The sequence below is a fragment of the Janthinobacterium sp. FT14W genome, from assembly GCF_009208755.1.
Taxonomy (GTDB): Bacteria; Pseudomonadota; Gammaproteobacteria; order Burkholderiales; family Burkholderiaceae_D; genus Janthinobacterium; species Janthinobacterium violaceinigrum.
In genome coordinates, this window is the sequence record NZ_WFLL01000057.1 from 1 (window position 1) to 5,594 (window position 5,594).

Below are 5,594 nucleotides of genomic sequence, written 5' to 3' on the forward strand. Positions count from 1 at the left end.
CTAGCATGCTGTGCAACTTGCGCGTCCCCACGCGAGGCTGGCGCAAACGTATCGATTGCACCAGTTTGATGACCGCTTGTGTCCGGACCTGACATTGCCGTTCGCGCTGATGGCGCTGGTAATATGCTTGGCGGCTGATGCCGATGCAGCGGCAGGCCCTCTCAACGCTTAATCCTTGGACTTGCTTGCGCGAGATGACCTGCCCAAAGGCTTTTTTACCACGATCCCATACTCGTCACGCATGACGTCGATGACCGCTTCGAACAGCGCAGATTTCTGTTTTTCTTCCTTGAGTTGACGTTCCAACTCCTTGATACGCTGCTCTGGCGTCAGTGGCTTGGCTGGTGTGTCTGTCATGGTCGCCCTCCGTTGGCTTCGGCCCCTGGGATGCGTCCAATCCTGCAGGCCGTGTTTACGACACCATACCAAAACTGTCGACCGACCTTGTATTCCGTAGCGCGTTTGCGCCTGCTTGTACGTCAGCTCGCCTTTTTCAACCTGCTCGACAACGCTCAATTTAAAAGCCAGGCTGTAATCTCGCTGACTGCGTCGAAACCCTTGTTCCATCGGACACTCCTTCTCTGTAGCGAAAAAGTGTCAACTTATTCCAGGATGGGTCATACCAAACAAAAAAGGCCTACACTAGATCAGTGTAAGCCTTTGATATCAAACGAATTCTTGGTGGGAAGTGCAAGTTTCGAATTAGAAACAAAGTAACCATAGATCACCATAGATCACCATAGCCTACGACAGCGGCGGGCAAAAACAGGTAACTTCCGGTATCTTTTGCGCTAAAGTGATCTGACATCATCTTCCATTGCCCCAAGTTTGCCCCAAGTTTGCCCCAAGTTTTACCCAAAGTACCACAACCATATGAGGATAAAACAAGTGAAACAACAGAGATATTTTAACAATTTTTCAGCATTTCCATTTCAGACATCGACTGCTCACATTTCTCACCAGAATTAGTGCGACTCAGAAAGTCTCACAGACTGTAACATCGGTGAAAATTCAACAGAGCTTGATCTAAATAATTCCCATTCGATGGTCAACGAGGTGGCTAAGCGTTTGATTTTTCAGCGCTTTCCAAACCATTCAGTTGCCGATACCCTCAAAAATACCCTCACCTGCAAAATCCGCTACTGCCGGTTTGTCGCACCGGGATGGAAGACACCAGTCCGCTTGCTCGCACCTGTCTTCAGATTCTTCTGGGCGAGAACGCCTTCATTTCAGCACATTAGCAATTGCAGCGTTCCGATTCTTTAATGATACGTCAAGACCGCAGCGCCGAGCTGTCACGCTGTCATTAGCGCAATATCAAGCGCGCTATTGCGACGGAGACAAGGCAATGGCACGCGCTTATCTGTCAACCGCTTTTACCATGTCCCACATCGCCGCCTCGTTTCACGTCTCGAGCAGGACAGTCAGTCGTGCCGTATCTACATTTAATAAAGCGCAACTTGCTGCAGATCGAGACGGCCGAGGCTGAGCTCGTGTACGAATGGCTGACCTGCTCCCGGCCCGTGATCCCGGCCTCATTGCTCAGGATGAATGAAATGCTGACAAGTACACCCTCTCTTCTGGCAACATGCGCATTGCCTCCTCAAATTTTTCCTGAGTGAGCAAGGCATGGATAGAGTGGGCAAGTGGCGTAACATCCACTATCCTGACTATCCATTTATGGACGTACATTTCAACGGCCTCATTACCAAGACCGATCTGGATGGCTCTGTACGGTTGCGGCCGCAGCAGTAGGTCTCGTTCCGGGTCCCATTGAATACGGACAGGAGATGTTTCCTTCTTCGCAGTCCATTCTTCCTTGCTCATGGATTCATCAGCGTGGCTCAGGCAACCATGCTCCAACGCCCATTCAAATCCTGCCCTGCTGATATCAATCGCCAGAATACGTTTCTGTCCCGCGTCTTTGAAACCCCACCCGGCGCGATACATCATCCACAAAAAAGATGGCTTAATCCAGGTCATGCGCTCCATCTTGAATGGCGGGGAAGTGAATGTGCCCTTCTCCAGAGCAGCATCGGCAATCACATCAGAAAAGGCCTGATATACACGAATGGTTGCCTTATCGTAAGAGGCCCTAATTTGGCGCTGGGGGGTCACTGACGTAGCATGATTATGGTCTTGCATTTTTGTCCCATTGATGCTGGGACTAAACCCGGCACATTTAAAAATGGCGTTGATAAAACCGCCGGAATCCTGATCACAGCCTGGCCTGTCTCTGTTGAACCCCTCGGTCTTCGATTGAAAGACCGTGCCGATCGCCTCATTAGCTTGTGGCAAGATGGTTGTACATATAAGTCTCACACCTTACAGAGCTTCTGGACGGAAGACAATGACACGGATCCATCTATCTAACACCGATACAATACCGACATTACTTCCTCCCAGACAACAAGCAGGGGTATCAGTGAAGGCATATTTTCATTTAAGAAAATGCAACTTCCTATACAAGGCTAGCAAAGGCTTAGGTCGTATATTAAATGTTAAAATTATCCCTATCACTTTCAAAGGAAAATTGTTTTAGTCAACTTTGATACGGGTGACATCAACTGTACGACCACGTTCGTTTAATTCCCGCAACAAATCCTGTCCATCCACGATCCAAAATTTATCCGTAGTTGGAAATACCTCTTCTGGGTAAGTATTTGCGAAGTCGGTAAACTCACCGTCCCATCCATCAGGAACATACCGCTCCAAACACGGGCCATTTTGATAAAAACCAGCAAAACTTTTTCTATCAAAATCAACAAAGGCAATGGGAAACAAAAAGGCCACATCCCACCACGAGTGCGCACTCTGAAACCGCTCCAAGAGAGCCTTCCGCAAAAAATCAAGGCTCAATTCATGAACTTCAGGTGCACGCAAAAAATCGTCGACTGTATCTTGATCCAGTACCACGATGCCCCCCCTCTGCGCGGCTATCACGTTCAGATCAGGGAACTGATAACCTGCCGCAATAAATTCATCGCGCTGTTTTATCCAATCAAGTATTAAACTTTCAGGCTCTAACAATAGCCACCTAACTACTCCTTTGTGACGTACGACAGCAACCACATATTGCGAATCAAGCAATTCAGGCGTAGCCACCCCTAAAATTTTTTCGAGATTTTTCATTACTTTACCTTACCTGTTCCTGGAACTGCATTTTCTTCTAACCATTTCCCCCAAAGCGATGGTAGCTCGTAAGAGCGCCCCGGAGTTGTTGGGTCAACAATTTTCGGAACCAGACCACCTTGATTTAAAGGATTGCTTCTATAACCCAATTGAGGAATTGCACTCTCCTGGATAAAATCATCCATCCAGTTTGGTATTTCGAACGATGTCACGGTACTCCCGGGACGTAATGTCTGAAAATGTGCGGCATGTGACGTATTTCCAATACTGATATTAAGTGTCGTGTTCTGAATAACCGGACTTCCATTAACATCTATCGTAATGATGTTGCGACTGGCCAACGGTGGCGTACCGCCCTGCACACGGAAAACTGTCACAGAATTACCCGAAGCTGCCATTTCAGCGGCTGCATCTAGGCTATTTACACCAACACGTAATGCTTTAACCTCTGCTACAGTGGCCCCGCTGAAACTTGCCAACGGCTGCACCGATGTCGGCACTCCCGCAGTGGTTGTGGCGACAACATCCGCTGCCACCAAACACGCTACACTATTCACCGTGCAATACGCTAGGGGGTTACTTCCAAAGACAGCGAGCTCGTTCACCAAAAATTTTGCTGCCGGCTTGGCTATGCCCCCCGTAGCAAGCGCCAACATGATTTTGGCGGAAGTAGCTCCGGCTCTATCATTTCGTATACGGGGTCAGGTCCGCCATTACGACACGACCTCAGCCATGCCGACATTCAAACCTTTGCGCAATCTCAGTACCAAGGCATATAGCTCAGGTACCGTCTACCGCATGACGCGACCACTTCGACTTGAATTCGCCGGTACTCTCTACCACGTTACTTCGCGCGGCGACCGGCGTGGTGCTATTTACCTAGACGATGCCGATCGCCTTGCTTGGCAAAAAGTGTTAGCCCTGGTATGCGAGCGGCACCATTTTGTCGTGCATAGCTTCTGTCAAATGGACAATCATTATCATCTGCTCGTTGAAACGGTCGAGGCAAATCTGTCGCAGGGCATGCGCCAACTGAACGGCTTATATACCCAGCATTTTAATCGGCACCACAAGCTTGTAGGGCACGTATTGCAAGGTCGCTACAAAGCTATCTTGGTGCAGAAAGAAAACTACCTGTTGGAATTGGCCCGCTACATCGTACTGAATCCAGTCCGGGCGCACATGGTCGTGTCACCAGATGCCTGGCCCTGGAGCAGTCATCGCTACTTTTTGGATGACGCGCCAGCTCCGTGCTGGTTGGCGCGTGACTGGCTCTTAAGCCAGTTTGGCGCTACGCGCGACGAGGCGGTCCCTGCTTATTGCCGGTTTATCGCGGCCGGGACGGGTGAGGCCAGTCCGCTCGCACGCATCTGCCACCAGATTCTTCTTGGCGATGAAACCTTCGTTTCGGCACATCAGCAATCGCAGCGCTCCACAGTATTCAGAGATACGCCAAGGCAGCAACGCCGCGCTGTCGCGCTATCACTAGCGCAATATAAAGTCCTCTATAGAAACAGGGACGAGGCAATGGCACGCGCCTATCTCTCAACCGCCTTTACCATGTCCCACATCGCTGCCGCTTTTCACGTCTCGAGCAGGACAGTCAGCCGGGCCGTATCGGCATTTAGCAAAGCTCAAGTTTCCGCGGATGGCCAAAGCTGAGATCGTGTACGAATGGCGGACCTGACCCCGGCTCCCGAATGGCGGACCTGACCCCGGCTCCCGTGTGACCCCGGCTCCCGTGACCCCGGCCCCTGCGAATGGCGGACCTGACCCCGCCTCCCACTACTTAAAATGAAGAAAGAGAGACAGATGAACCATTGGATGTACGATTTAGATTGGTTTCAAATTCGAATCCCAGCTTACTTCCAAACAGAGAAAACCCAACCACTGCTGCCGCGCTTATTCTATTTCACTCTTATAGAGTCTAACCGGCGGATGATAAGTTTCCTAGTACCTTCGTCGGGATTAAGCACAAGACATTTTTTAAGATCGGCAATCGCGGATTTAATTTCACCCAACTCATGGAAAACATTTGATCTATTATAATAGGCCAATAAATAATTTGAATCTAGCTCAATAGCTTTAGCGAAATTATCAAGCGAATCTTCATACCTTTTTAATTCAAAGTAAATAGTCGCGACAGTACCATACGTAGATGCATCAACATACCCAAGCGCTATTGCCCGTTCCAGATCAATAAGCGCAAGATCAAATTTTTTCAACATCGCATACGCTGTTCCACGATCAGCGTATGCCATAGCATTAGTCGAATCAACTTGTAGGACATCATCATACATCCCCAGTGCGTCGTCGATCCTTCCTTGCGAAATAAACCCTCTTGCCCTCATGCAAAAAGGTGAAAGATCCGGCTTCAATTCATTCATTTTTAACATTCCAATTTTTCGCATATTTTCGAAAACATTCCATCATTTTTACAGAACAGCGATCACGTTACTTAT

At 49.0% G+C, this 5,594-nt stretch carries 5 protein-coding genes and 1 pseudogene; 1 reads left to right on the forward strand and 5 read right to left on the reverse strand.

Going from position 1 to position 5,594, the window contains the following annotated elements; translation table 11 throughout:
• The 4 genes and pseudogenes from GCN74_RS25240 to GCN74_RS25255 form a co-directional block, all read right to left on the reverse strand.
• Positions 1-567: pseudogene (locus GCN74_RS25240) on the reverse strand (IS3 family transposase); the annotation flags it as partial.
• A gap of 975 nt (positions 568-1,542) precedes the next feature.
• Positions 1,543-2,298 carry a DUF4291 domain-containing protein gene (locus GCN74_RS25245; protein WP_226939210.1) on the reverse strand — a complete coding sequence of 252 codons (756 nt, stop codon included), beginning with the start codon at positions 2,296-2,298 and terminating at the stop codon, positions 1,543-1,545.
• 240 nt (positions 2,299-2,538) lie between these two features.
• A complete protein-coding gene (locus tag GCN74_RS25250; protein WP_152259213.1) occupies positions 2,539-3,132 on the reverse strand; it encodes a group-specific protein in 594 nt (197 codons plus the stop codon).
• Complete coding sequence (locus GCN74_RS25255; protein ID WP_152259214.1) at positions 3,132-3,668, reverse strand: hypothetical protein; 537 nt, start codon at positions 3,666-3,668, stop codon at positions 3,132-3,134. The genes GCN74_RS25250 and GCN74_RS25255 overlap by 1 nt, the downstream gene beginning before the upstream one ends.
• 196 nt (positions 3,669-3,864) lie before the next feature.
• Between GCN74_RS25255 and GCN74_RS25260 the strand changes: the two genes are divergently transcribed.
• The gene (locus GCN74_RS25260) at positions 3,865-4,794 is read left to right on the forward strand and encodes a transposase (RefSeq protein ID WP_226939211.1); all 930 of its coding nucleotides are present in this window, start codon (positions 3,865-3,867) and stop codon (positions 4,792-4,794) included.
• Positions 4,795-5,039: 245 nt separating this feature from the next.
• Here GCN74_RS25260 and GCN74_RS25265 read toward each other — a convergent pair whose 3' ends face one another.
• Entirely contained in the window at positions 5,040-5,519 is a 480-nt protein-coding gene (locus GCN74_RS25265; RefSeq protein ID WP_193317254.1) for a tetratricopeptide repeat protein, read from the reverse strand.
• Positions 5,520-5,594: the final 75 nt, after the last annotated feature.